Annotated in this window: 3 protein-coding genes; 1 reads left to right on the top strand and 2 read right to left on the bottom strand. The window is 71.8% G+C overall.

All coding sequences use genetic code 11. The features are described 5' to 3' along the window. Window positions 1–378 (top strand): DUF1206 domain-containing protein (locus G4D87_RS36445; protein WP_163787394.1); only part of this gene is annotated, 378 nt, incomplete at its 5' end. Window positions 379–385: 7 nt separating this feature from the next. Here the strand turns inward: G4D87_RS36445 and G4D87_RS36440 are convergent. Both G4D87_RS36440 and G4D87_RS36435 read right to left on the bottom strand, forming a co-directional pair. Further along, a complete protein-coding gene (locus G4D87_RS36440; protein WP_163787393.1) occupies window positions 386–760 on the bottom strand; it encodes a hypothetical protein in 375 nt (124 codons plus the stop codon). A gap of 220 nt (window positions 761–980) precedes the next feature. Next, window positions 981–2531: a sensor histidine kinase gene (locus G4D87_RS36435; protein WP_240358896.1), complete on the bottom strand. Its 1551-nt coding sequence runs from the start codon at window positions 2529–2531 to the stop codon at window positions 981–983. Between the last annotated feature and the right edge of the window lie 152 nt (window positions 2532–2683).

The following is a 2683-nucleotide window of genomic DNA, read 5'->3' as shown; positions in this document are numbered from 1 at the left end:
GGCCAGGTCCTGGTCGTCCTGGTGGGGCTGGGGGTGATGGGGTTCGCCGGCTACCAGCTCCACCGGGCCTGGAAGGGGCGCATGCTGGAGAAGCTGTCCCTGTCCGGATTGGCGGCGCGCCGGCGGACCGAGGTGGAGCGCATCTGCAAGGCCGGGGTCGCGGCCCGCGGCGTGGTGTTCCTGCTGGTGGGCTCGTTCTTCATCCAGGCGGCGCTGAGCGCGGACCCGGGAGAGGCGGGCGGCCTGGGCGAGGCGCTGGGCACGTTGGCGCGTCAGCCCTTCGGCCCCTGGCTGCTGGGCCTGGTGGCGTTGGGGCTGGTGGCCTACGCCGGCTACCAGCTCTTCGCGGCGCGCTACCGGCGCATCCCCACGCCGTGAAGCGGCCCTACATGCGCCGCTGCAGGTGGGGCATGGCCGAGGTGAGCAGGGCCTCGGGGGCCACCTGGCCCTGCGTGCCGACCAGCGCGGGGTAGACGTCGATGGGCGCCGCGCTGCCCACCACGAAGTCCGCGGCTTCGCGCAGCTTCGCCAGCGCGAAGTCCGTGCAGTGGATGGTGATGACGGGCAGGAGGCCGGGCTCGCTGAGCCACCTCACGCCGTCCGACAAGTCGTGGGCGCTCACGAAGCGCTGCACCGTGTCGCGCAGCTGGTGGCTCTCCTCCAACGCCGCCGCGAGCCCGCCGCGCCGGTCCCTCCGTGGCGCGGGGACGTAGGGTTCCGAGTCGTCCTCGCGCGGCATGATGATGCTCTCAATCCACATCGGGGCGCCTCCTGACGGAACGGCCGTGACGGGCAACGAACCCACACCCGCTGGACGCCGAACCGGAACGACATGATGCACGTCTTCGGCGAACCCCGATTCACTGATGGCGCCAGGTCCTTCACGAAAGGCGTCAAGGTGTAAGAAATCGGAGGAAGGGCCGGGTGTCACCGCGTGGGCGGCGCCCCGCATGTGTCCATGAGTGGATGCCGCACCTGCCCTACCGTGGCAGCTCCACCACGAAGGCGGCGCCGCCTCCGGGCGCCTGCTCCACGTGGACGCGCCCGCCGTGCGCCTCGATGATTTGCCGGACGATGTGGAGCCCCAGCCCCAGGCCCCCGCGCCGCTGGGCGTTGTCGCCCTGGGTGAAGCGCTCGAACACGCGGTCCCTGTCCGCGGCGGGGATGCCCGGTCCGCTGTCCTGCACCACCAGCCGCGTCGTGTCCGGTGCGTGCGTCAGCGACACCTTCACCGGCTTGCCCGCGCCGTAGCGGAAGGCGTTGGTGAGCAGGTTGCTCACCACCTGCTCCATGCGCAGCCGGTCGAAGCGGCACGGGGCCGGCGCGTCCACCTGCGAGTCCAGGAGCACGCCCGCCAGACGCGCCTCCTCGGTGAAGCGGGACACGACGTCCGACACCACGCCGGCCAGGTCCCCGTCGGCGAACTGGAAGTCCAGCTTCCCCGTCTGGATGCGGCTGACGTCCAGCAGGTTGTCCACCAGCGCGCCCAGCCTGCGCAGCTGGCGCTCCGTGTTGTCCAGCTTCCCCGCGACCTTGTCCGAGCCGAGCGTCGCGCCAGGCGTGGAGTCGCCCAGGCGCCGCAGTAGTTGCAACTGGAGGCGCAGGGACGTCAGCGGCGTGCGCAGCTCGTGGCTGGCCATGGAGAGGAAGTCATCCCGCGTGCGCACCGCCTGCTGCAGCGCGGCCTCCGTCTCCTTCAGCGCGGTGATGTCCAGGATGGCCCCGCGCACCACCGCGACGTTGCCGGAGGCATCGCGAATCACCGACGCCCGGCTGGTGAGCCAGTGCCAGCTCCCGTCCGGCCAGCGGGTGCGGAAGGTGGACGTGTAGGCGTCCACGTGCCGGGTGAAGAGGGAGGACACCTGGGCCTCCACCTCCGCGCGGTCGTCCGGGTGGATGGAGGCGAGGAACTTCTCGTGCGTCCACTCCGCCTGCGGCTGGGCGTAGCCGTAGAGCCGGTCATGGGCCTCGGAGCGGAACACCTGGCCGGTGACGAGGTTCGTCTCCCACACGGCCATCTGCGCGGAGTCGAGCGCCACCTGGAAGCGCTCGCCCAGCTGGCGGAAGCGCTCCTCGGTGCGCGCCACTTCATTCTCCGCGTGCTGGCGCTGGGTGATGTCCGCGGCCAGCACCCACGTCTCCTCGCCCACCACGCGGACCGTCACCTCCAGCCAGGTCCGCGACGGCAGCTCGGCCAGGAAGCGGCCGCCCTCGCGCGTGGTCAGCGCCGTCATCAGCCGTTCGTGCAGCACCGTGCCCGAAAGCCCGGGCTGGGCATGCCAGGGCTCCTGGCCGCGCACCTGCTCGGCCGGCGCACCCAGCAGGGCGGCGGCGCGCGCGTTCAGCTCGCGGACGCAGCCGTGGGCGTCGAGCGTGAAGAAGGCCTCGCCCATCATCTCCCGCAGCACACACAACCGGGCCTCATGGGACAGGCTGACCTCGTCGGCGGCGTGAGCAGGCAGCTCGGTGGTGGTGACGGCGGGCTGAGGCTCCAAGGGACGAACGGGCTCGGAGGACGGAGCAAGTCTCATGGGGGCTGGAAGGGTCTCCCGGCCATCCGGAGGCGTCAAGCCGTCCGGCCCGGCGCTCGCAGGGCCTCCTGGTGTGTCAGGAGGCTCACGGCGCCGGTTCCCGCGTCCCCGTCTCCGGCCCCCCCCATGCCCTCTCTCTTCCACACACCTCC

The organism is Myxococcus vastator (genome assembly GCF_010894475.1).
GTDB lineage: Bacteria > Myxococcota > Myxococcia > Myxococcales > Myxococcaceae > Myxococcus > Myxococcus vastator.
Note: the sequence above shows the minus strand (reverse complement) of the source record. Positions and strands in the feature narration are given on the sequence as shown.

What these genes read in the sequence shown, in the direction of transcription:
- G4D87_RS36440 (WP_163787393.1), bottom strand. Translation starts at nt 760, where the DNA reads ATGTGGATTGAGAGCATCATCATGCCGCGCGAGGACGACTCGGAACCC.
- G4D87_RS36435 (WP_240358896.1), bottom strand. Translation starts at nt 2,531, where the DNA reads ATGAGACTTGCTCCGTCCTCCGAGCCCGTTCGTCCCTTGGAGCCTCAG.